The sequence below is a fragment of the Parabacteroides sp. D25 genome, from assembly GCF_000307475.1.
Lineage (GTDB): Bacteria > Bacteroidota > Bacteroidia > Bacteroidales > Tannerellaceae > Parabacteroides > Parabacteroides distasonis.
Genome location: NZ_JH976501.1, coordinates 189214 through 213177, shown reverse-complemented (window position 1 = coordinate 213177; position 23964 = coordinate 189214). Strand labels below are relative to the sequence as shown.

Below are 23964 nucleotides of genomic sequence, written 5' to 3'. Positions count from 1 at the left end.
ATGAAGTATTTATTAACGATAACATTATCAAGCCTAATCTCAATTACCTCCTTTTCTGCCACTTTGCTGGGAAATGAAGGTTCTATCAACATTAATTACCCGAACAATCGTTATCCATTAGCCTCTAAGCCTTATATAGAGTTGCCTATTGGGGATGTTAAACCTGCAGGTTGGCTAAAAATCCAAATGGAACGAATGTGTACGGGAATGACCGGCCATCTGGATTCTATCTATACGAAAGTAATGGGACCGCGTAACGGTTGGTTAGGCGGAGATGGAGACGTATGGGAGCGAGGCCCATACTGGATAGATGGCTTACTACCTTTGGCTTACATCATGAATGATGAGGCCCTGATCCAAAAAGTAAAGCCTTGGGTTGAATGGACATTGGCCTCTCAAAAGCCTAACGGATATTTCGGGCCAGATACAGACAGAGACTATGAACCCGGCTTACAACGGGATAACGCACAAGATTGGTGGCCCAAAATGGTTATGCTCAAAGTTCTGCAACAATATTATTCCGCTACCAACGATCAAAGAGTTATCTCGTTCCTCACTAATTATTTCAAATACCAGCTTTCTGAACTACCTAAAAGTCCTCTGGGAAAATGGACTTTCTGGGCTGAACAACGAGGAGGGGATAATCTGATGGTCGTATATTGGCTTTATAATATCACGGGCGATCCTTTCCTTCTGGAGTTAGGAGAGTTAATCCATAAGCAAACCTTCAATTGGACCGACGTGTTCTTGAACCAAGATCATTTAGCCCGGCAAAACAGCCTGCATTGTGTAAATCTCGCCCAAGGATTCAAGGAACCTGTCATTTATTACCAACAGAGCCATAATCCTCAAAATCTGGAAGCGGTTAAGGAAGCTGTACGGAAAATGCGCCATACGATTGGTTTTCCTACAGGATTATGGGCGGGAGATGAACTTTTACGTTTCGGTAACCCGACACAAGGATCAGAACTCTGTACCGCTGTCGAGATGATGTTCTCTCTCGAGAAAATGTTAGAGATAACCGGAGATGTCCAGTGGGCTGATCATTTAGAGAAAGTCGCATACAATGTACTGCCAACGCAGATCAAGGATGACTTTTCCGCACGACAATATTATCAGCAAGTCAATCAAATAGCGATCACTTGCGAAGGACGTAACTTTGTCTCACCACACGAGGACACAGACATTGTTTTCGGAGAATTGAGCGGTTATCCTTGTTGTACCTCCAATCTACATCAAGGTTGGCCTAAATTCACACGACATCTATGGTTTGCCACCGCCGATAATGGCATCGCTTCACTTATCTACGCACCATCGGAAGTGACTGCCCAAGTGGGAAACGACATCACGGTTAAAATCGCAGAGAAAACCGATTATCCCTTTGAAGAAAAGATCGATTTCAATTTATCGTTCCCTAGCAAGAAAGACAAGAAAGCCTTTTTTCCTTTTCACTTACGTATTCCCGCTTGGTGCAATAATCCCGTGATTACGATAAATGGCGAGGCTGTCTCTATCGCAGCTCACTCTGGCGAAATCGTACGAATCAACCGAGAATGGAAAGATGGCGATCATATCCAGCTAGAGCTACCCATGCGTATATCCACAAGCAATTGGTATGACGATGCGGTTGTTATCGAACGAGGCCCATTATTGTATTCCCTAAAGATGGATGAGAAATGGGAACGCAAGGTTGATCAACGCCCGGAGTCTTCACATAAAGGAGAATGGTATTATGAGGTCACCTCTACTTCAGCATGGAATTATTCCCTGATTCGCAAATATCTGAAAGAAGAAGAACTAGAGAAAAATTTCGTCGTTAGAAAGGCAGAGAACATAGCCCCTTACCCATGGAACCTAGAGAATGCCCCTATCACGATCAAAACAAAGGGACGGATCTTACCTTCATGGAAAATGTTCAAAGGTTCCGCCGGCCCCGTAAATTTCTTCATGCAAGCCAACGAACCGATGGGTGATGAAGAGACGATCGAGTTAATTCCTTATGGCTGTACTACTCTACGTATAACCGAGTTCCCTGTCCGATAGAATAATGTTAATAATGTGCCAATTGTTCAATGTGCCAATATGCCAATTCCGATTCAATACGGAAAGAGTATCCACATTGGCACATTGACACATTGGCACATTATTAACATTATTCAATTTTTTTTCATTGTATAGTCTTTCACCCCCAAGGAATCATACGCCTGCAAAAGCGCCTCGTCATTATCGGAGATCATTAACAACTTGTCGTTCTCCTTTAATTCCGTATTTCCTTTCGGGATGAAATAGCGGCCTTCCCGTTTCACCATTACCGCCAAGGTATGATCGGGTAAAGTCAGCTGCATCAATTTATTTCCATGGGATAATACCGCCGGGGTAATATCGATCTCGCTCATAGCGCTCTTGATCTCCTCGGGAAGCTCGATGCCAAACTCATCCTTTCGTTCCGGCTCATCCACCATATCCAGCCATTTAGCGGCTTGGGTAACCGTGGTTCCTTGAATCAGCAAAGAAAGAATCGTGATAAAAAATACGATATTAAAGAACATACCGGCATGCTCGATCCCGGCGATCATCGGGTAAGTAGCGAAAATAATAGGAACCGCCCCGCGTAATCCCACCCATGAGATATACAGTTTACCTTTGAAGGAGAAATTCTTATAAGGTATCAAGCAAAGGAACACGCTAATCGGACGGGCGATCAAGATCATAAAGACTCCCACCATAACACCTACACCCGTCACCGGTAATAACTCATGCGGGTTCACTAGCAAGCCTAACGTAAGGAACATCACGATCTGCCACAACCAAGCGAAACCGTCAAAGAACGTCCCCATACTTTTCTTGTGAACAATCTTAGCGTTACCAACCACCAAACCAGCGATATAAACCGCTAAATAGCCATTACCCTTACATAAGGTCGTAGCGGCGAAGGTGAAGAAAGCCGTAGCCAATAAAAGGATCGGATACAAAGACTCGTTATCTATATCGATCTTATTGATAATCAACACAGCCAGTCTCCCCAATAAGAAACCGGCGATAGCTCCCACCGATAATTGAATGACCAAGGATAGCCCGGCCTCCCAAATATTCATACCTCCGCTTTGTATGTAAGCGATCAGAAGCAAGGTAAGCATATAAGCCATCGGGTCATTACTACCACTCTCCAGCTCCAAGGTAGGACGCAGACGCTCTTTCAAATAAACCCCTTTACTGCGCAAGATGGAGAAAACCGAGGCTGAGTCCGTAGAGGACATGACCGCCGCCAGCAATAAAGATTCCGGGAAAGTCAACGTAACATATTTGCCAAATAAACCAAATAACCAATAGATAAACCCGCCCGTGATAAAGGTCGTAGCCAACACCCCGAGCGTAGCCAATACCACACCTTGCGAGGCGATAGGTTTGACCTCCGCAACTTTCGTGTCCATACCACCCGAGAACAAGATGATACTCAACGCCAACATGCCGATAAACTGGGCTACATTCGGATCGCTGAACTGGATGCCCAGACCATCGCTGCCAAACAACATTCCCACACCAAGGAACAACAACAAAGCGGGTAAGCCGAAACGATAACCGGCCTTACCTGCGAATATACTAAAAAACAGGATCACCGAGGCTATTAATAGCACTTGCTCAGGATTTTGAAACATACGCAAAACGGGTTTTATGATTAGTGATTTGATACTTTGTCACAAAGTTCGTAAACTTTTCGCAATTATAATCACACAAAAAGAAGAAATCCGGTCCCAAATTTACAGGAAGACCAGATTTATTCTTTCTATAGAAAAACAAATCTTTCTTACAAATTGTTCGAGAATTTTTCTATCTCGCATAGAATCATTACTTTTGGCAAACATACATATCCGCTTTATGAACAAAAAACATCTATTTGCGCTGTTGTTCACATTACTCGTATGGACGAGCTGTAACAACCAACAACATTTTATTACCGACGCCGCTTACCGAGCTGAGGTTGAGAACGATTTCCAAGCGAAACAGGCCGCTCTGCCTAACGGAAACCTTTTCGCAGTATTTAACGATCAAATGACTCCCGAAGAGAGGGAGGCGTTAACCTTCATGTACGCCTATATGCCGATTGGAGACATCACGGACTATAGTGGCGATTTCTATTTGAAAAACATCCGTTCCTCTTTCCAAGCACGGAATGAGATGCCTTGGGGCGATAGCATCCCAGAGGATATCTTCCGCCATTTCGTATTGCCGGTACGAATCAACAATGAGAATCTGGATGAAAGCCGCATGGTTTTCTTTGATGAGTTGAAAGACCGGGTGAAGGGTCTCTCGTTGTACGACGCCGTACTGGAAGTGAATCACTGGTGTCATGAAAAGGTTATCTATACTCCTTCCGATGGGCGCACAAGTTCCCCTTTGGCATCCGTGAAGACCGCCTACGGTCGTTGCGGCGAGGAGTCTACCTTCACGGTAGCCGCTTTACGTTCCGTGGGTATCCCCGCGCGTCAGGTATATACGCCTCGCTGGGCGCATACGGATGATAACCACGCATGGGTAGAAGCTTGGGTGAATGGTAAATGGTATTTCTTCGGCGCTTGCGAACCCGAACCGGTATTGAATCTGGGTTGGTTCAACGGCCCTGCTTACCGGGGTATGTTGATGCATACGAAAGTATTCGGTAAATACAATGGCCCGGAGGATGTCATGGAACGTACCGATGGGTATACCGAGATCAACGTGATCGATAATTACGCACCTTCGGCTAAAGCTGTTATCACGGTTACGGATGCCAATGGCAAGCCGGTAAAGGACGCTTTGGTAGAATTCAAGATTTATAACTATGCCGAGTTTAACAGTGTAGCCCGCAAGAAGACGGACGCGGATGGCAAATGCTCATTATCCGCCGGAAAAGGGGATATGCTGGTATGGGCCAGCAAAGACGGCAAGTTCGGCTACAGCAAGGTCTCTTTCGGCAAGGACGGAGAGGTTACGATCGCCTTGAATAAGAAACCGGGAGATGTGGAGACGATCGCCCTAGATATCGTACCACCGGTAGACGGCTCTATCCCCGCAGAAGTTACACCGGAGCAAAAGGAGGCGAACGCCAAACGTTTATTGGAAGAAGACGCTATCCGTAATAAATATGTAGCTACTTTCTATACGGAAGAGAAAGCAGAGGCTTTAGCGAAAGAATTGGGTATCGACCCGATGAAGACAGAGGATTTCATGATCGGTAGCCGTGGTAACTGGATGGAGATCGAGAAGTTCTTACGGGAGACTCCCGCCGAGAAGCGTGTGCAAGCGATGGCTTTATTGGATGTCGTATCCGCTAAGGATCTACGTGATACACCTGCGTCTGTCTTTGCGGACCATTTAAACAATACGCCGGCCGTTCAAAGCGAATGGTTCAATGAATATATCATGAATCCTCGTGTGGCCAATGAGTTCCTGACTCCATATAAGAGTTTCTTCGCTGCAAACATTGAGCCTTCCCTTGCGAAACAAGCCGTAGAGAATCCACAGGCATTGGTGGATTGGGTGAAGAATAACGTCTCCATTAACGATGCGCTAAACGCACAACGTATTCCGATCATGCCGATGGGTGTATGGAAATCCCGTATCGCTGATAAGGGCTCCCGTAATATCTTCTTCGTGGCCGTGGCTCGTAGCTTAGGTATTCCGGCACGTATCGAGCCGGTAGCCCGCAAGATCCAGTACTTCAAGGACAACGCTTGGGTAGACGTCGATTTCGAGGCTGCCGTACAGACGACCGCTAAACAAGGCAAGGTAATCGCTTCTTACCAACCAATCAAGGCGCTGCAAGACCCGAAATATTACAGTCACTTCACGATCGCCAAGGTTTTGCCGAACGGTACTTTACAGACCTTGAATTTCGAGAGAGGCGGTAATGTGGATATGGGCTTGGGAGATACTTGGAGCGGATTACTGAAGAAACCGTTATCCATGGATGAAGGTAATTATATGTTAGTGACCGGTACTCGTATGGCAAACGGTAGCGTATTGGCCGAGATCGAGTTTTTCAATGTGGAGGCGGACAAGACCACCCCGATCCAATTGGAAATGCGTGAAAGCAAGGACGAGATACAGGTGATCGGTAATTTCAACTCCGAGAATAAGTTCAAACGTGCGGACAACGGTGAGGAGACCAGCCTGCTAGCTACTACCGGACGTGGCTACTATATCGTAGCGCTTCTAGGCTCCCGCCAAGAACCGACAAACCATGCGATGCGTGATATCGCCGCCGTGAAGAAGGAACTAGAAGATTGGGGACGAGGCATCGTGCTTCTCTTCCCTGACGAGAAGGGCTATAAGAACTTCGATCCGAAAGAGTTCGGCGATTTACCGAGCACGATCACATACGGTCTGGATATCGACGGGGCGATCCAAAAGGAGATGGCTACAGCGATGAAATTGCAAAACGCCAATACCTTGCCGATCTTCTTGATCGCCGATACGTTCAATCGTGTCGTATTTGTCTCTCAAGGCTATACAATTGGCTTGGGCGAGCAGTTAATGAAAGTCATACATAAGCTATAACAGATCGTTTCACAAGTGTGATCTGATCTTTTCACCCATGTGAAACGATCGGATCACGGCTGTGAAACGTTCTTTTCACATAGGTGAAAAGATCTATACGACAGGAGACACTCATTTCTTCTACCACAAACCGATCAGACTTCCTCCCTAGATTCGTTTTAATTCCCTTATTTTTCCCGTTCTTCCCAATCAAGGATTCATCTCTCAAAAAAATAATATCTTTGATTAAACCTTTTTACGAAAGGGCAGTCTAAACTTGCGTTTGGTTATATATTTTGGAGTAACGAGTGTAAATTATCAGTAAATACCATACGAGAACATGATGACAAAGAGAGCGAAATGGGGAGTTACGGCGGCTATCTTATTAATGATAGCGGGAATGATCGCTTACCCTCAATTGAAAAACAAGTTCAAGGCATCCCAAGATGCCGCTTCCGTCGTACCCACATCGGGCACGAGCCTGCGAAACCAGACACTTAACATCAATGCCGAGGTATTGAAATACCAATCATTAACCGATAAGATCATGAGTACCGGAAGTACCCTTCCGGACGAAGAGGTGGATTTGGCTTTCGAGTCCTCCGGTAAGGTGGTAGCCATCTATTTCACGGAAGGTAGCCACGTAAAGGCGGGCGATCTGTTGGCTAAAATCAATGACAAGCCGCTGCAAGCCCAGCTAAAGAAGCTGGAAGCCCAAGTTCCTTTAGCCAAGGATCGTGTCTATCGCCAACGTACCTTGCTGGAGAAAGACGCCGTCAGCCAAGAAGCCTACGAGCAAGTAGCCACCGAATACGAGAAGCTAATGGCAGATATCGAGTTGGTCAAAGCGAATATCGCCCAGACAGAGCTTCGGGCTCCTTTCGACGGGATCATCGGACTTCGCTCCGTGAGTGAGGGCGCGTACGTTACTTCCTCCTCTTCCGTAATCGCGAAGTTGACCAAGATATCCCCGTTGAAAATCGAGTTTTCCATTCCCGAGAGCTACGCGGCCGAGGTACAAGACGGAACCCCGATCCTGTTCCGCATGGAGAAAGACGGTATGATGCAGAACTATAAGGCGACCGTTTACGCCGTGGAAAGCAAGGTAGATATGGCGACCCGTACCTTGAAAGTACGTGCCACTTACCCGAATCCGGGCGAGAATATCTTACCCGGCCGTTATACCTCCGTCGAGATCAGCAAGCGGGAGATCAAGGACGCTTTAGCCATCCCCAGCGAGGCCGTTATCCCCGAGATGGGAAAAGACATCGTTTACTTATATAAGAACGGCGTGGCCGAGCCTCAAGAGATCACGATCGGTATACGAACCGAGAGCCGTGTACAGGTATTGCAAGGGTTGAATGTGGGCGATACGCTGATCACGTCCGGCGTGATGCAGTTACGTACCGGCATGAAAGTTTCTATTGATAACTTGACTGAATAAGGAGAAGAACGATGGCAAATATTTCAGAAACCAGTATAAACCGGCCCGTACTCTCGACAGTGATGATGCTGGTCATCCTCCTGTTCGGCTTTATCGGTTACCGGTTCCTTGGCGTCCGGGAGTTCCCGAGCGTAGACCAGCCGATTATCTCGGTCAACGTATCTTATCCCGGAGCGAACGCCGACGTGATCATGAACCAGATCACCGAGCCGTTAGAACAGAATATCAACGGTATCCCGGGTATCCGTTCATTGAGTAGCGTGAGTAGCCAAGGCAGCAGCCGTATCACGGTAGAGTTTGAGTTGTCCGTGGATATGGAGACGGCGGCGAACGATGTACGTGATAAGGTATCTCGTGCCCAACGCTACCTTCCCCGCGACTGCGACCCGCCTACGGTATCGAAAGCGGATGCCGATGCCTCCCCGATCATGCAGATCGCCATCCGAAGCAACAAACGCTCGTTGATGGAGTTGAGCGAGATCGCCGAGCTAACGGTGAAAGAGCGCTTGCAGACCATCGAGAACGTGAGTGGCGTGGATATCTGGGGACAAAAACGGTATTCCATGCGTCTATGGCTGGACCCAATCAAGATGGCGGGTTACGGAGTGACCCCGATGGACGTGAAAAACGCCGTCGATAACGAGAACGTGGAGCTTCCTTCCGGTAGTATCGAGGGAAATACGATCTCCTTATCCATACGTACCTTAGGATTGATGCATACCGCCAAGGAATTCAACGATTTAATTATCAAGGAAGACAACAACAACATCGTGCGCTTCAGCGATATCGGACGTGCGGAGGTAGCTCCCGAGGACTTGCGGAGCTTACTGAAGAAGAACGGCGAGCCGATGGTTATGACCGTTATCATCCCCCAACCGGGAGCCAACCATATCGAGATCGCCGACGAAGCCTACAAGCGTATCGAGCAATTACAAAAAGACCTGCCGGAAGATGTCACGATCGAGATGATGTATGACAACACCCGCTTTATCCGGGCCTCTATCGGCGAGGTACAACAGACGATCTACGAGGCTTTCCTCTTGGTCGTATTGATTATCTTCTTGTTCCTCCGTGACTGGCGGGTCACGCTGGTTCCTGTCGTCGTTATCCCCGTATCGTTGGTAGGAGCTTTCTTCGTGATGTATATCTCCGGATTCTCCGTCAACGTATTGACGATGTTGGCGGTCGTGCTCTCGGTCGGTCTGGTGGTAGACGACGCGATCGTAGTGGCGGAGAATATATATGTACGTATCGAGCAAGGCATGTCACCGAAAGAGGCGGGTATCGAAGGATCGAAAGAGATCTTCTTCGCCGTGGTATCTACCACGATCACCCTGATCTCCGTATTCTTGCCGATCGTGTTTATGGAAGGTATGACGGGGCGCTTATTCAAGGAGTTCAGTATCGTGATCGCCGGTTCGGTCGCTATCTCCTCGTTCGTGGCCCTTACGTTTACACCGATGTTGGCTACCAAGCTATTGAAGAGGAGAGAGAAGAAAAACTGGTTCTATCGGAAGACCGAGCCGTTCTTCGAGGGATTGAACACGATCTACGCCAAGTCGTTGAACGCATTCTTGAACCATAAGATATGGTCGATCCCTATCGTTATCCTTCTTTTCGGATCGATCGGGTACTTCTGGAAGAACATTCGTTCCGAGTTATCGCCTTTGGAGGACCGTTCCATGATCTCCGTGAATATGCGCGGGCCGGAAGGGGCTACCTTCGAGTTTATCCGCGACTACGCGGACCGTATCGAGCAAATAGCCGACTCCATCGCTCCCGAGAAGCAATCCATCATGACCCGCTCGTGGGAAGGAGGAGGTTCGCTAAACCTCATATTAAGCGATATCAAGGAACGGGAACGCTCGCAAATGGAGATCGCCGAGACCTTGTCGAAAGAAGTCCGCAAAGAGACCTTGGCCCGCGCCTTCGTACAACAGCAATCCACCTTCGGCGGACGCCGGGGCGGTATGCCTATCCAATACGTATTGCAGGCCCCGACCTTGGATAAACTGCAAGAGTTCCTGCCCACGTTTATGCAAAAGGTGAACGAGAGCCCGGTCTTCCAGATGGCGGACGTGAACTTGCGCTTCACCAAGCCGGAGGCACGTATCGAGATCGACCGGGATAAGGCTTCCTTATTGGGCGTCAGCACCCGCAACATCGCCCAGACCTTGCAATATGCGTTGAGCGGACAGCGTATGGGCTACTTCTATATGAATGGTAAGCAATACCAGATATTGGGCGAGATCAACCGCCAGCAACGAAATACCCCTGTCGATTTAAAATCGATCTATGTACGTAGTAACAATGGGGAAATGATCCAGTTGGATAACTTGGTTAAGGTTACGGAAAATGTGGCGCCGCCCCAATTGTATCGCTATAACCGTTTCGTATCGGCGACGGTTTCCAGTGGATTGAATAAGGGATATACGATCGGCGATGGTCTGGACGAGATGGACCGTATCGCCTCGGAGGTGCTGGATGGTAGCTTCCGTACCGCTCTTTCCGGCGAGTCGAAAGAGTTCCGTGAGAGTTCTTCCAGTTTGATGTTCGCCATGATCTTGGCCTTGTTGATGATTTATTTGGTGTTGGCCGCCCAGTTCGAGAGTTTCAAGGATCCGTTGGTAGTGATGTTCACCGTACCTTTGGCTATCGCCGGTGCGCTGATGTTCATGAGCTATTCGGGTATCACGATGAATATATTCAGCCAGATCGGTATCATTATGTTGATTGGTTTGGTGGCGAAGAACGGTATCTTGATCGTAGAGTTCGCCAATCAGCGGCAAGAGTCGGGACTTAGTTTGCCGGAAGCGATCCGCTCGTCCGCGACCCAGCGTCTGCGCCCGATCTTGATGACTAGCGTATCCACCATCCTCGGTTTGGTGCCATTGGTATACGCTACGGGCGAGGGTGCCCAAGGGCGTATCGCCATGGGTGTAGCGGTAGTAGGCGGAATGTTGGTATCGACCTTCTTGACCCTGTTTATCGTACCGGCCATGTATTCGTTTATATCCACCAACCGAAAAAAGAACATTACTGAATAATAAATAAACACATGAATAAGTACCTATATACATTACTATTGGCCTTCTCTTCCCTCTTTATGGCGGAGGCGCAGCAACTATTCGATCTGAAACGGTGTATCGAAACCGGATTAGAGCAGAACTACTCCATCCGTATCATTCGTAACGAGCAACAGATCAGCGACAATAACGCCACCCCCGGAAACGCCGGTTATCTGCCTACCGTAGATATGAGCGGCGGATTCAGCGGAAATATCAATAACAACCGTAACAGCCTGCAAGACGGATCGATCGAGAAGGCGAATGGTATAAACAGCGAGACGGGTAACGTCGGACTAAACGTTAACTGGACGGTTTTCGACGGTTTCGGTATCCAAGCCGAATACTCTCGCTTGAAAGAATTACAGCGAATGGGAGAATTGAACACCCGCATGACCATCGAGGATTTCGTAGCCAACCTTTCCAGCGAGTACTACAACCTGATCCGGCAGAAAATCCGTTTGCGTAACCTCCGTTCCACCTTGGACCTTTCCAAGGAGCGTCTACGGATCGTGGAGGAAAGGTATTATATCGGCTCCATGTCCCGTCTGGACTTGCAACAGGCTCAAGTGGACTTCAACTCGGATAGCTCCAAGGTATTAAACCAATTGGAGGTCGTGCATACCTCCCGTATCCGCCTGAACGAGTTAATGGCATTAAATAATGTGGAGGAGGAAATCCAGATCAAGGACTCCTTGATCTACCCGAACCCGTTCCTCGACGAGGTAGATCTATGGAAGAATACCCTCGAAGCCAACGCCTCACTCCTGATCGCCCAAAAGAACCAGACGTTGTCTGAGCTTGATTATAAAAAGGTAAAAAGCCGCTATTATCCCTATGTCAAGCTAAACGCAGGCTACGGCTACACGGCAAACTGGACGGAAGTGGGCAATTACGACCTCCAACAACGGCTGGGGCTTAATTACGGCGTGACCATCGGTATGAGCCTCTTCGACGGTTTCAACCGGAAACGTGAGCAACGCAACGCCCGCATCCAAATCGAGAACCAGCAATTGCGCATCCAAGAACTGGAACTTGCCCTGCGTGCGGACATGAGCAACTTCTGGATGGCCTATAAAAACAACCTCGACCTATGGAGCCTAGAGAAAGAGAACCTCGTAGCCGCCCAAGAGAACTACCGGATCGCCATCGACCGCTATAAACTCGGCGAGTTGTCTGGTATCGAATTGCGTGAGGCGCAAAACAGTCTACTGGAAGCGGAGGAGCGTCTTTCCGTGGCGGAATATTCCACCAAGATCTGTGAGATCTCGCTGCTTCAGTTAAGCGGACAGATATTAACCTATATCCGTCCCGAGCCGGAGAAAGCCAGTTTCTAGGATAAAGGCCAGTGCCACGCCTATGGCACAAGTTATTATAACTCCGTTTAAAGACTAGAGGCTTATGCTAATTGCGTTTTTTTATGTAAGTTCGCGGCAAATGGCAAGGTCATCATTGCCTAACGACAAAAGGAAATGCAAATACTACCAAAGGTTAATACATTACGAAAAGGATCGCTCTTGTACCGCGGCATCCGCTACCGTAAAGGATTCGGAGTACATTCGCCTTTCGTTTTTAACCTCATCACGAAGGTCATCGAGGAAAAATGTTCCTATTATAGTTTCTATGATATAGAGCTTTTACGTAAGCAGTTATTATTCCGGGAAGGAGAGATCACCTATCCGGACCGGCAGAACAAGGGGAAACGAAAGACCCGTTCCATCGGCGAGATCGTAAAACGGGAATCCATCCGGCCCAAGCATGGCGCCTTATTATTCCGTTTGACAAACTATTTCAAGTCCAAGAATATCCTCCAGATAGGAACCACGATGGGGTTGTCTACCTTATATCTAACCTCCTATGCCACGGGATTGAGATGTATCGCCTTGGAAAATGTACCGGAATTCGCCACGATCGCCCGTCAAGCATTCGCTAAAGAGGGACGTAATCCCATCGATTTGCGTATCGGTAATTATAAGGACTTGCTTCCCCAAGCCTTAAATGACATAAATAGCTTAGATTTTGTTTTTTTCAACACTTTATATGAACAACATAACAACCTCTGGCTGTTTAATGAATGTATGAAATACGCGCACAACGACACGGTATTCGTTTTTGAGGGAATCAAGGCGAGCCGTAAGATGCGTGAACTTTGGGAAGAGATCTGCGCATGTCCGGAAGTGACGGTCACCTTAGATCTTTACTCGCTAGGGATTGTCTTGTTCAACAAGAAATTGCACAAACGAGATTATATTGTTTATTTTTAGGATTCAAAACAAGTCAGATATGAAGAAGAGTATTATCTATACCAGAACAGGCGATAAAGGAACCACTTCACTGGTAGGTGGACAACGCGTGTCGAAAGCGCACGATCGGATCGAGAGCTATGGCACCGTAGATGAGCTGAACTCCTTTATCGGATTATTAATCACGGCCTTGAATGATGAGAAAGATACTGATTTCTTATCATTCATCCAGCATAAGCTATTCACGATCGGTTCTTACCTAGCCACGGATCAAGCGACCACGGAATTGAAAATCGAGAGCAAGGTAACGCCCGAGAGCATCGAGCGTATCGAGCGGGAGATAGACCGTCTGGATAACGAGCTGCCGAAAATGCATGCGTTCATCCTACCGGGAGGATGCCGCTCGGCCGCCCTCGCACATGTTTGCCGCACCGTTTGCCGTCGTGCCGAGCGACAAATCTATCGCTTGGCCGAGAATTGCCCCGTTGAGGAGCCTGTATTGATATTTATGAACCGTTTATCGGATTATTTCTTCGTTCTGGCACGAAAAGAATGCATAAATAATAACGGTAAAGAAATTATTTGGGATTATACTTGCGTATAATAAATAAAGTCATATTTTCGCGGAAAAATAGAGAACCAAATCGCTTCGGCGGTTATTAATACTTGACAGCTATGTATTGGACATTAGAGTTAGCTTCAAAATTGGAAGACGCACCCTGGCCTGCGACTAAGGATGAACTTATTGACTATGCACAACGTTCTGGTGCGCCATTAGAAGTGATTGAGAATTTGCAGGAAATGGAAGATGAAGGCGAGATTTACGAATGCATGGAAGACATCTGGCCGGATTATCCAAGTAAAGAAGACTTCTTCTTCAACGAGGAAGAATACTAGTTCAATTGAGAATTGGAAATTGAAAATTAAGAAATAGAAGAACGAGGTGGCGGACGATCGAGCTCCCCTGCCTCGTTGTTTTTTTGTGAAAATACAATTTATCCGGATTTGCTGCGTTTGTAGTTACAACGTGAAGTGAATGTTTAAATGAGAAGACGTCTTCTTTCGATCTTGATCCTTTTGTGTACTTGTGCGGGAATCGTACGGGCGCAATATGACGCACGCTTAAGTCAATACTTCATGGCGAAACCGTATTATAACCCGGCCGTGGCCGGAGCTACGGAGGACTTGAATATATTGGCTCTCGCCCGCTTGGAAATGATCGGCGTACATGGGGCACCCAAGTCGTTCTTCATTACCGCGGATATGCCACTCGCTTTAGGCAAGACGAATCACGGTGTCGGATTGGTTGTATTTACCGAGGCAATCGGGCTTTTCCAGAATACGCATGTAGGGGCGCAATACGCCTATAAGTATAAATTATTCGGGGGAGTCTTGAGCGGAGGATTACAAATCGGCTTAGTCAACCAGTCGTTCGACGGAACCAAGGTGATAAAGGTTGAGTCCGAGTACCATCAAGAGACCGACGCAGCCATCCCCGTAGAGCAGGTCAGCGGCATGGGGTTGGATATGAACTTCGGTATTTACTATACCCATAAACGGTTTTACGCCGGGTTTGGCATGACGCATATCACCCAACCGGAGCTTCAACTGGACGAGAACGCCTATACCTATATAGGTCGTTCACTTAATTTAATGGGTGGATACAATATTCAATTAAAGAATCCGTTGATAGAATTACAGCCCTCGGTGTTCTTGCTGACAGACATGCAAAGTTTTCATGCGGATATTACCGCTAGGCTGGAATATAATAAGATGTTTAATGGTGGTTTTTCCTATCGGGTGAATGAATCGGTGGGCATCATGTTCGGCGTAAAGCTAGGTCGTTTCCATGCGGGTTACGCCTTTGATTTCCCGACCACGGCCCTAGGCCGGGCAAGTAGCGGTAGCCACGAGCTATGTGTCAAGTATGCCTTAAAGCTGAACAAGACGAAGACAGGGAAAAATAGACATAAAAGTGTACGTATATTATAGTATATGAAAAAAGTATTATTAGTACTTGTAACGGTAGCCTTGCTTACCTCCTGCGGTAAATCTCTCCGGAGTGCCGGCGGTGAGGTGACAGGTGTCAGATCGGTAGCGTTCAATGAACCTGCGCCGTATGGAATGGTCTTGGTTAAAAGAGGTTCGTTCGAGATGGGTCCCGCCGACAAGGATTCCTTGTGGGGAATCATGCCGGAGACGAAAGGGGTCTCTTTCGACGCGTTCTGGATGGATCAGACAGAGGTAACGAACGCCAAATATCGCCAGTTCGTTTATTATGTGAGAGACTCTATTATCCGTGAACGCTTGGCGGACCCGGCTTATGGAGGCAACGATCTGTTCAAGATCACGGAAGACCGTTACGGGGAGCCTGTCACTCCGCATTTGGACTGGAACCGTCCGATTCCTTGGAGACGGGCGAACGAGGATGAGCAACGTGCGATAGAAAGTGTCTATTACACGAATCCCGTTACCGGAGAGAAAGGTTTGGACCCTAAACAAATGATCTATAAATACGAGTGGTACGACTATACCGCCGCCGCCCTCCGCAAGAATCAATTGAACCCGGCGGACCGGGTTCGTAATACGGATATTCAGGTAGATCCGAACGAGGTAGTCATGATCTCCAAGGACACCGCTTACATCGATGATGAAGGACGTGTAATCAACGAGACGATCACCCGCCCGTTAAGCAGCGAATGGGATTTCTTGAATACCCGTATCGTCAATATCTACCCGGACGAGAATTGCTGGGTGAACGATTTCAAGAATGCGTACAACGAGCCATATACCCGTATGTATTTCTCTCATCCGGGTTACGATGATTATCCTGTAGTCGGTGTTTCTTGGGAACAAGCGACTGCCTTCTGCGTATGGCGTACGAATTTATACAAAGAATCCTTGAGCTTGCCACCGGGACAATTGGTAGAGCCATTCCGTCTTCCGTCCGAAGGAGAATGGGAATATGCCGCCCGTACAGGTAAGAACGAGAATAAGTTCCCTTGGTCTACCGACGAGCTTCAAGACAGCAAAGGTTGTTTCTTGGGTAACTTCAAGCCGGGTAAAGGTAATTATACGGAGGATGGCCATTTGATTACGTCTCGTGTAGGCTCTTTCGCCCCGAATGAGTTCGGGCTATACGATATGGCAGGAAACGTGGCGGAATGGACCTCAACGTCTTACTCCGAGTCTGGCCCGAGCCAAATGAGCGACATGAACCCGGATCTGCGTTACAACGCCGCCAAGAACGATCCCTACGCCATGAAAAAGAAAGTAGTGCGAGGAGGTTCTTGGAAAGATGTCTCACAATTTATCCGTTCGGACATGCGTACTTTCGAGTTCCAGAACGAGAGCCGTTCTTACATCGGTTTCCGTTGCGCACGTACCCAAATAGGATTCTCTCGCTCCAAGGGAAAGAAATAAGCGGGAATTATAAATTTAAAGTTTTGAATCATTTAAGACAATAATACGACGATGGGAAAATATAGAAGATATAAAAACAGACTGGAGATGTTCCTCTCCAGCGAAAGAGGAAAACGAGTATTGAACTTCCTGTATAGTTGGGGTGCGTCCATCGTAATCCTCGGTGCGTTATTTAAGTTATTACATATACCATACGCTAACCAAATCCTGTTCGTGGCGATGATCACCGAGTCTATCGTATTCTTTATCTCGGCGTTCGAGCATCCGAACAAGGAGTATCATTGGGAAGATGTTTTCCCCGTATTGAAATCAAAGAACCCGATGGATCGTCCGGATTTCACCGGTACGCCGATCTCAACCATGATCAATTCTACGGATAATGTAGAAGACGATGAGATAGCCGGGGGAATAAATATCGGTTCGGCAGCGTCTAAGGCGAACGCGCAAAGAGGTGGTTCCTTGAATATCGCAGGTAATCTGGACGTGACGGAAGAAGATACCAAGAACTTATCCGAGAGCATCAAGAAATTAAGCGGAGCGGCCGAGCAAATTTCCAAGATGGCGGAATTGACGGAAGCTACCCAAAAATATCTGGAGCAATTATCTGGCATGTCTGAGAACATGGAGCGTTTCAGCCAAGTGACTAATTCGCTTACGAACGTATCCGATACACTGTTGAACTCTTATAAGAGTATCACGGATAATTCCGATGGCATCAACCAAAACTCCCGTGGTTACGTACACCAGATGGAACAATTGAACCGTAATGTATCCGGATTGAATACCATCTATGAGATCCAGTTGAAGAGTATCAGTTCGCAGATCGAATCTATCGAACACATCAATAGTGGCTTGAATCGTATCCGTGAGATGTATGACGGATCGGTGGTAGATAGTTCCGTATTCCGTAACGAGACGGAAAAGATGACTCGCCAACTGGCCGAATTGAACCAAGTATACAGTCGTTTATTGCAAGCGATGACCGTGAATATGGGTTATCAGCAGCCACAACAGCCCAGTTACCAACAGCAATATCAGCAACCCTATGGTTACCAACAGCAACAACAGGCTCCGTATACAAACAACCCAATGAAGTAAAGAAATATGGCAGGAATATCAAATAATCCCAATTCTCCCCGTCAGCGGATGATCAACCTGATGTATCTGGTGTTCATCGCCATGATGGCACTGAACGTGTCGTCGGAGGTGCTGGATGGTTTTGAGTTGGTGGAAGGTAGCTTGCGAACCTCTATCGATAACTCCTCCCGCCGAAACAAGATTGTAGCGGACGAGATGGAAGCTTATTACCAAGAGAATCCCCAGAAAGTGGGTGAGTGGGCATTGAAGGCCCGTGAGGTGAAAAGAGCCTCAGATAGCCTCTATACGTATATACAAGATTTAAAGATCCGTATCGCTAAGGTAGCTGATGGCGAGAATGCCAACGTAAACAGCATCGAGCATAAGGATGATTTGGAAGCCGCCTCCCGTGTAATGCTCTCTCCTGTAAGCGGAGAAGGTAAAAAGCTGAGAGCGGAAATCGATAAGTATCGTATCTGGATGGGCGGCTTTATCGAAGATTCGGCGAAGACTGCCGTATTGGAGGCGAACCTAAGCACGACTCCCCCTCATAAAGCGGGGATCAATACCCGTACTTGGGAAGAGGCCTTGTTCGAGAATATGCCGGTAGCGGCGGCTGTTACCCTGTTAACAAAAATGCAAAGTGACGTTCGCTACGCCGAAGGTGAGGTCTTATCGAACTTATTGAATAGCGTAGACGTTGGCGATTACCGTGTGAACCAGATCACGGCGCAGGTAATCCCGGAAAGCCAGATCGTAATGCGAGGAAGCCAGTACAAGGCGAATATCGTATTATCGGCGGTAGACTCTACGAAACGTCCTACGATCTATGTAAACGGAAAAGAATTACCTTACGAGAATAAAGGAGTCTTCACGGTGAATACCGGAGCTGCCGGGACATTCCCGATCAAAGGTTATATCGAGATGCCGAATAGCGACGGCAGCATCATGCGCCGGGATTTCGAGAGCGAGTATTTCGTGACCGAGCCGACAGCTACCGTGGCCCCGACATTGATGAACGTATTATATGCCGGTATCGCCAACCCGATGCGTATCGCCGTCCCGGGTGTACCGAGCGGTAATGTGACAGCTACCATGACGAACGGCACATTAACCCGCAGCAAGGATGGTTGGGAAGCCCGCCCGTCTAAAGTAGGGACGGAAGCCGTGATCACGGTCAACGCTCGCATGGCGGATGGCCGGAACATAGAGATGGCAAAGACTACCTTCCGCGTGCGTGCCCTCCCCGATCCCCTACCTTATATCGAGTATAAGGATCAAAACGGTAACGTCCGTAAGTTCAAGGGAGGTATGATCGCCAAACGTAGTTTGGTAGAGGCTGACGGTATTCTGGCCGCTATCGACGATGATTTGCTAAATGTAAAATATACGGTATTACGTTTTGAGCTGACTTTCTTCGACTCCATGGGTAACGCTATCCCGGAAGTGGCCGAAGGAACCAACTTCTCGCAACGTCAGAAAAACTATATCCGCAATTTAAGTAAGGGTAAACGTTTTTATATCACCCGTGTAGTTGCGAAAGGTCCGGACGGTATCGAACGTACCATACCGACTATCGAAGTAATCGTAAATTAAGATTCGCAGTATGAAACATCTGTATTACATAGCCGCTTTGGCCGCCACTTTTTTAACAGCGATGCCTCTTCATGCGCAAGAAGAAGTTGAGAACGAAGCTACGCAGCAACAACAAACGCGTCGCCGTTCGCCTCAAGCCAGCCGTGGGGAAAGAAACGATAAGAAAGATACCGGTTTACCCGAACTGACCGTACGGGCCCAAGATATGAACGAGCGTTTGACGCAAGAGATCGGGAACGCTCGCTGGATGCGTATTATCTACCGGCAGGTGGACTTGATGAAAGAGCAGAACGCTCCGCTTTATTACCCGACCCGCCCGATGAACGGACAGATGAATCTTTTCTCCGTAATCTTCCAGCTTTTAGGTGAGAACAAGATCAAGGCTTATGAGTATCTGGACGGATACGAGGAATTTGACGAAGCCCATTTGATCAACTTCAAGGATTTGCTGGATCGCTTCTACATCCTTTATGAGGAGATACCGGGGAGAGCGGGTGAGGAACCGACTTTCGTAATCAATGAAAGCGATATACCTGCAGCCGACGTGCGGTCTTACTATGTAAAAGAAGCATGGTATTTCGACCAGAATAATTCCGCTTTTGATGTCAAGATATTGGCGATTTGCCCGATCCTTACCTCTACAGGTGATATGGGAGAGACAACCATGCCTATGTTCTGGCTGCCTTACGAGAACATACGTCCGTATATCAGCAATTCATACATCATGACGTCTAATATGAATAACGCCATGACTTTTACGATGGATGACTATTTCCGTCGCCGGATGTTCGAGGGGGATATCATCAAGACCCAAAACTTGATGAATCTGCCATTGCAGGCGTATTGCCCGACACCGGATTCCTTAAAGAACGAGCAAGCTCGTATCGAAGGTCAATTAACCAGCTTTGAGAAATCACTCTGGTATCAACCGGATACGACTCAAGTAGCGGTAGACAGCAAAGCCGCGAAGAAAGCAGCCAAGAGAAGTGCCCGGAAAGACAAAGGCTCCACCAAGGAGGCCGCTCCAGAGAAAGCTGCTAAAGTAAAAGCGCCGAAAGCAGAGAAATCTGCCCCTGTGCGCAGTGTACGACGCAGAAGATAAAAAGAAGCACATATGCCTGTCATAGAGTAGAATCTATGATAGCTAAGAGAGCCTAATCTATGATAGGAAAGAGAACCTCGTCTCTGCCTTGCCATAGATTAGGCTCTCTTACATATTTCTACTTAGAACCTACCCATGTCCATTTATGCCAAATACCTTCCAACGGCCCATGTTTATGTCTTTCTGCCCACCATTTACAGAAGCGTACTTGCAAGAAGAAAAAGACGATACCGATGAACATACTGACCGTATAACCGCAGTAAGGAGCCAAATTCAAGCCGATCGGGAAATAGATCAACGCACCGAAAAAGGATTGCGACACGTAATTCGTCAAACTCATCTTCCCATACGAGCGCAAGACGGAAGTGAAACGCCTAAAGCCCTCCCATTGGTACAGTAACACGAAAGAGGAGACCAATACAAACGTGAAAGCGAATTTCTGCCACATATCAAGGACGACCCCGGCTGTCTGACGCACGATAGCGCTATCCGCCGTATCCATCAACAATACTTTCAGTTGGTATAAAGGACCGAAAGCAATTGCGGTAATTATCAAAGTCTTTATCCAAAAACGGGAATTCTCCTCCGAGGAGATAAATAGCTTCCTGCGCCCGATCAACATTCCCAGCATAAACAACCCGCAGGTCTGTACATACCGGCCGGCACCAACAGCCCAGAGCAAACTAGCCTTTTGTCCTAACGTCACGTTCTGCCAGATGAAATTCCATAAATCCCCCCGCTTGGTGTGCTCCGCCATCTCTGAGTACATCTCCCCTACTCCTAAATTGGGTAATTGGTAATCCGGATTAAACAGGCTAGCGATATAATGATACCACTCCACCGGCTGCAATAAAAAGATAATAGCCGTTATCAAGACAGCCTTATCGCTCCATTTACGCACGATAAACAAAACAACGCCCACGATCGCATACAGCAGCAAAACATCGCCTGCCGGATAAAAAGCGGCGTTCAACGTAGCGAAGATCGTCAACAGCAGTAATCTCCAAAGGAAGCGGTAACCGAAGTCTTTTCCCTTCGCCTGCTGGTTCGAATACTGTATATAAAAGGTAAAACCAAATAACAAGGCAAAGATAGAATACGATTTCCCGGCAAACAAAGCGAATACCACCGTAAACACGCCTTCATTCAATACGTTCAACCATCCCGGCAGCGTAGCCGGGTCCGGATAGACCGGATAGATAAAATGTTCCACATTATGCACTAATAAGATTGCCAAGACAGCGAATCCACGTAGCGCATCCACCACCTCTACACGAGGTGACTTAGAGATTGTTGTTTGTTGCATACTATTTATTTGCTATTTGTTGTTTCTGTTAACCATGCTACCTTTTGATTGGACTCATGCGGTTGGCCGATAATATCCGCATAAAGTTCCGGACGACGGGCATTTCGGTAACGATATCCTCCAGCCTGTCTCAATTTCTCAGGGATAGCCGTAGCGATCACGAAATCATCACCCAGTTTACGGCATTCCGCCACGATATCGCCGAAAGGATCCAGAATCATCGAGCAACCGTTCTTGATCTCATTATAATCACGCCCGATCGGATTGGAGAATACCACATATACCGCATTGTCGTACGCCCTAGCGGGAAGCCATTTCATAAGCCAAGCACGTCCCTTCAGGCCATCGAACTCCTGTCGCAAGGAAGTCGGGTCGTTTGCCCGGTTCTCCCATAACATAGGATTTATCAAACCAGCCCCGGGGCGAGGGGAAGGGGTACACATCGTCACGTGAGGCATGAAAATGATATCCGCCCCTAATAAGGCCGTGGCACGGACATTCTCTATGATATTATTATCGTAGCAAATCAATATGCCACATTTCCATCCCTTGATCTCAAAAACCACATATTGATCGCCCGGCAAGATATTCGGATTAATAAACGGATGTAGCTTGCGGTACTTTGCCTTCAAGCCATTGCCATCCACGCAAACTTGCGCTTTATAGATGCGATCCCCATCCCGCTCAAAGAATCCGGCCAGTAGCGTGACGCCAAACTCTTTGGCGATGGCGATCAAGGCTTGCGTACTCTCCCCCGTGGGGATCGGTTCGGCAATAGCCAACAATTCCTTGCGAGACAAGTCCTTGGCAAACGTATATCCACAAACCGAGCATTCGTGGAAAGCCACTACATCCGCTCCCTCTACCGACGCTTTCCGGCACATCTCCCGGATGATAGAAAGATTATACACTTTATCGTTATCCCGTGTCTCGAACTGCACGGTGGCGATTTTCAATGGTTCCATGATATTTTGATTTAATTGGTTTATATATTTTTCGACTAGATTCGCAAAGATAACAATAATATACTACTTTTGCGGGATAACTTTTTCTACCGATCATGAATATCAGACAAACACGACAAGAAGATCTGGCCGAGATAATGGCTATGTACGATTATGCACGCAGGTTCATGCAAGAGCATGGCAACGGCAATCAATGGATCAATGGATATCCTTCCGAGGAATTGATCTCCAACGAGATCAAGGCCAGCCATAGTTTCGTATGCGAAAATGAGCAGGGCGAGTTAGTGGGGACCTTTTGTTACATCGAGGGAATCGACCCTACTTACCTAAAGATCTATGAAGGCGAATGGCTGAACGATGAGCCTTATGCCGTGATCCATCGCATGGCCTCCAACGGTAAACAGAAGGGGATCTCCACCGAATGCTTGAAATGGGCGTTCGCTCATTGCGATAATATCCGTATCGACACGCACCGGGATAATATCGTCATGCAGAATTTATTGAAAAAGCATGGGTTCAAGCAATGCGGTATCATTTACATCTCTAATGGCACGGAACGCATCGCTTTCCACAAAATAGTAAATGCAACAAATAAAGAATCATGAAACATCCTATTGACCTAGAACATTGGAACCGGAAAGAGCATTTCCTGTTTTTCGGTTCCATGGACGACCCTTTCTTTGGGCTGACCACCCAGATAGACGTGACCTCCATCTATAAAGAGGCGAAAGCGGATCATGCCTCTTTTTTCCTCTATTCCTTACATAAGATTATGACAGCCGTTAATGAGGTGGAAGAGTTCCGGTACCGGATCATCGACAACATCCCTGTCTGCTTCGACCGAATCCACGTGGGAACAACGATTGGGCGAGAAGACGGAACATTCGGCTTCGGCTTCTTCGAATATACACCGGACAGGCAACTGTTCCTTCAAAACGCACAGAAAGAGATCGAACGTGTGCAAGCTCTCACAGGCCTTTGCAAAGATAGGGAATCTGACCGGCAAGACCTAGTCCGTTTCTCCCCGGTCCCATGGATCGCCTTCACGGAGATGAAACACGCTTCCTCTTTCCGTACAGGCGATTCCGCTACCCGCATCTCCACCGGAAAGCTGATCGAGCAGAACGGACATTGGATGCTCCCTATCTCCGTAACGGCTCATCATGGCTTGATGGACGGCAGACATGTGTCTATCCTCTTAGATCGTATAGCGGATAAAGGTTAAAG

The 23964-nt window shown here is 47.5% G+C and carries 18 protein-coding genes; 15 read left to right on the top strand and 3 right to left on the bottom strand.

Annotated features, from left to right (window positions below; genetic code table 11):
- Nucleotides 1–2043, top strand: a complete 2043-nt coding sequence (locus tag HMPREF0999_RS04525) for a beta-L-arabinofuranosidase domain-containing protein (RefSeq protein WP_009275281.1) — start codon at nucleotides 1–3, stop codon at nucleotides 2041–2043.
- A gap of 113 nt (nucleotides 2044–2156) precedes the next feature.
- Here HMPREF0999_RS04525 and HMPREF0999_RS04520 read toward each other — a convergent pair whose 3' ends face one another.
- Nucleotides 2157–3656, bottom strand: a complete 1500-nt coding sequence (locus HMPREF0999_RS04520; protein WP_009275279.1) for a potassium/proton antiporter — start codon at nucleotides 3654–3656, stop codon at nucleotides 2157–2159.
- Between the two features lie 220 nt (nucleotides 3657–3876).
- On the opposite strand from HMPREF0999_RS04520, the gene HMPREF0999_RS04515 reads away from it, so the two are divergent.
- From HMPREF0999_RS04515 to gldN, 12 genes are all read left to right on the top strand, one after another.
- Complete coding sequence (locus HMPREF0999_RS04515; RefSeq protein WP_010182438.1) at nucleotides 3877–6537, top strand: transglutaminase domain-containing protein; 2661 nt, start codon at nucleotides 3877–3879, stop codon at nucleotides 6535–6537.
- Between the two features lie 322 nt (nucleotides 6538–6859).
- Nucleotides 6860–7960, top strand: a complete 1101-nt coding sequence (locus tag HMPREF0999_RS04510; protein ID WP_029257153.1) for an efflux RND transporter periplasmic adaptor subunit — start codon at nucleotides 6860–6862, stop codon at nucleotides 7958–7960.
- Nucleotides 7961–7971: 11 nt separating this feature from the next.
- A complete protein-coding gene (locus HMPREF0999_RS04505; protein ID WP_009275276.1) occupies nucleotides 7972–11007 on the top strand; it encodes an efflux RND transporter permease subunit in 3036 nt (1011 codons plus the stop codon).
- 11 nt (nucleotides 11008–11018) lie between these two features.
- Nucleotides 11019–12362 carry a TolC family protein gene (locus tag HMPREF0999_RS04500; protein WP_008779110.1) on the top strand — a complete coding sequence of 448 codons (1344 nt, stop codon included), beginning with the start codon at nucleotides 11019–11021 and terminating at the stop codon, nucleotides 12360–12362.
- A gap of 135 nt (nucleotides 12363–12497) precedes the next feature.
- Complete coding sequence (locus HMPREF0999_RS04495; protein ID WP_009275275.1) at nucleotides 12498–13289, top strand: O-methyltransferase; 792 nt, start codon at nucleotides 12498–12500, stop codon at nucleotides 13287–13289.
- 19 nt (nucleotides 13290–13308) lie between these two features.
- A complete protein-coding gene (locus tag HMPREF0999_RS04490; protein ID WP_005859850.1) occupies nucleotides 13309–13872 on the top strand; it encodes a cob(I)yrinic acid a,c-diamide adenosyltransferase in 564 nt (187 codons plus the stop codon).
- A 71-nt stretch (nucleotides 13873–13943) separates the two neighbouring features.
- Nucleotides 13944–14165 carry a DUF2795 domain-containing protein gene (locus HMPREF0999_RS04485; protein ID WP_005633363.1) on the top strand — a complete coding sequence of 74 codons (222 nt, stop codon included), beginning with the start codon at nucleotides 13944–13946 and terminating at the stop codon, nucleotides 14163–14165.
- A 147-nt stretch (nucleotides 14166–14312) separates the two neighbouring features.
- Nucleotides 14313–15260 carry a type IX secretion system membrane protein PorP/SprF gene (locus HMPREF0999_RS04480; RefSeq protein ID WP_008777736.1) on the top strand — a complete coding sequence of 316 codons (948 nt, stop codon included), beginning with the start codon at nucleotides 14313–14315 and terminating at the stop codon, nucleotides 15258–15260.
- Nucleotides 15261–15263: 3 nt separating this feature from the next.
- Nucleotides 15264–16691 carry an SUMF1/EgtB/PvdO family nonheme iron enzyme gene (locus HMPREF0999_RS04475; protein WP_005863265.1) on the top strand — a complete coding sequence of 476 codons (1428 nt, stop codon included), beginning with the start codon at nucleotides 15264–15266 and terminating at the stop codon, nucleotides 16689–16691.
- Nucleotides 16692–16742: 51 nt separating this feature from the next.
- Nucleotides 16743–17789, top strand: a complete 1047-nt coding sequence (gene gldL, locus HMPREF0999_RS04470; protein WP_232306298.1) for a gliding motility protein GldL — start codon at nucleotides 16743–16745, stop codon at nucleotides 17787–17789.
- Between the two features lie 6 nt (nucleotides 17790–17795).
- Nucleotides 17796–19364, top strand: a complete 1569-nt coding sequence (gene gldM, locus HMPREF0999_RS04465) for a gliding motility protein GldM (protein WP_005859860.1) — start codon at nucleotides 17796–17798, stop codon at nucleotides 19362–19364.
- Between the two features lie 10 nt (nucleotides 19365–19374).
- Nucleotides 19375–20466: a gliding motility protein GldN gene (gldN, locus tag HMPREF0999_RS04460; RefSeq protein WP_009275273.1), complete on the top strand. Its 1092-nt coding sequence runs from the start codon at nucleotides 19375–19377 to the stop codon at nucleotides 20464–20466.
- Nucleotides 20467–20584: 118 nt separating this feature from the next.
- On the opposite strand, the gene HMPREF0999_RS04455 is transcribed toward gldN, so the two are convergent.
- Together HMPREF0999_RS04455 and HMPREF0999_RS04450 are read right to left on the bottom strand one after the other, a co-directional pair.
- Nucleotides 20585–21772, bottom strand: coding sequence for a DUF418 domain-containing protein (locus HMPREF0999_RS04455; protein WP_009275272.1), 1188 nt, complete (start codon nucleotides 21770–21772; stop codon nucleotides 20585–20587).
- Nucleotides 21773–21777: 5 nt separating this feature from the next.
- The gene (locus HMPREF0999_RS04450; RefSeq protein ID WP_009016570.1) at nucleotides 21778–22737 is read right to left on the bottom strand and encodes a nitrilase family protein; all 960 of its coding nucleotides are present in this window, start codon (nucleotides 22735–22737) and stop codon (nucleotides 21778–21780) included.
- 95 nt (nucleotides 22738–22832) lie between these two features.
- On the opposite strand from HMPREF0999_RS04450, the gene HMPREF0999_RS04445 reads away from it, so the two are divergent.
- Complete coding sequence (locus HMPREF0999_RS04445; protein ID WP_009275271.1) at nucleotides 22833–23342, top strand: GNAT family N-acetyltransferase; 510 nt, start codon at nucleotides 22833–22835, stop codon at nucleotides 23340–23342.
- Nucleotides 23339–23962, top strand: a complete 624-nt coding sequence (locus HMPREF0999_RS04440) for a chloramphenicol acetyltransferase (protein WP_009275270.1) — start codon at nucleotides 23339–23341, stop codon at nucleotides 23960–23962. The genes HMPREF0999_RS04445 and HMPREF0999_RS04440 overlap by 4 nt, the downstream gene beginning before the upstream one ends.
- Nucleotides 23963–23964: the final 2 nt, after the last annotated feature.